The sequence below is a fragment of the Klebsiella sp. A-Nf5 genome, from assembly GCF_002810545.1.
GTDB lineage: Bacteria > Pseudomonadota > Gammaproteobacteria > Enterobacterales > Enterobacteriaceae > Klebsiella > Klebsiella variicola.
Map to the genome: position 1 here is coordinate 1 of NZ_PIOG01000205.1, position 891 is coordinate 891.

1 pseudogene is annotated in these 891 nt (G+C 33.3%); it reads left to right on the plus strand.

The annotated features are described in order from the left end of the window. Positions 1-14: 14 nt before the first annotated feature. Positions 15-891 (plus strand): annotated as a pseudogene (locus CWM53_RS20260) (ATP-binding protein); the annotation flags it as partial.

The following is an 891-nucleotide window of genomic DNA, read 5'->3' on the forward strand; positions in this document are numbered from 1 at the left end:
ATGATGGTTTGGGCATGTCTAAATTAGATTTTGAAAATAGATGGCTCACACTCGGAACAGAGTCAAAACTTAAGAATTCAAATACTTCACTTCCACCTGTAGATAAGGGCAAAAAACACAGAAATCAGATGGGCGAAAAAGGCATTGGCCGTTTAGCGATAGCCTCGATTGGAAAGCAAGTTTTAGTTATAACAAAGACAAGACAAAATAAGGAATTAACTGCAGCATTTATTAATTGGCAAATATTTGAACTACCAGGTTTGAATCTTGATGACCTGACTGTCCCGGTTAAAACGTTTAAAGAAATGCCTGACTTTTCTCAAATAGACTCAATGAAAGATGAGTTAATCCATTCACTGGATGATTTGCTACAAAAAGAGTTAATTAGTAAAAACAAATATGCTGAAATTATTGATACAATTTCTTCATTTAATATTTCCCCTAAGCTATTCAGTAAAAGACTTATCCGTTTCAAATCATTAGAGAATGACAGTTCTAGTGGAACAATATTTTTTGTATCTCCTGTTGATGATATTTTAAATTCTGATATCGATGGAGATGATAGCAGTAAAGAAGCTACAAAAATTGAAAAGATGTTAATGGGTTTTCATAACACCATGACCATCTCCCATCCTGAACCTTTATTGGATATCGTTTTCAGGGATTATCGTAGCCATGACGATACATATGTTGATATAATTGATAAAGAGCACTTTTTTACAAGTGAGGACTTTGAGCAGGCAGATCATCATTTTCATGGTTATTTCAATGAATATGGACAATTCAAAGGTAATATTAGAATATATCATGAGAAAACCTTTGAGCATATAGTTAATTGGTCTGGGAATGGTTACAATCTTACTAATTGCGGCCCATTTGAGATAAATCTAG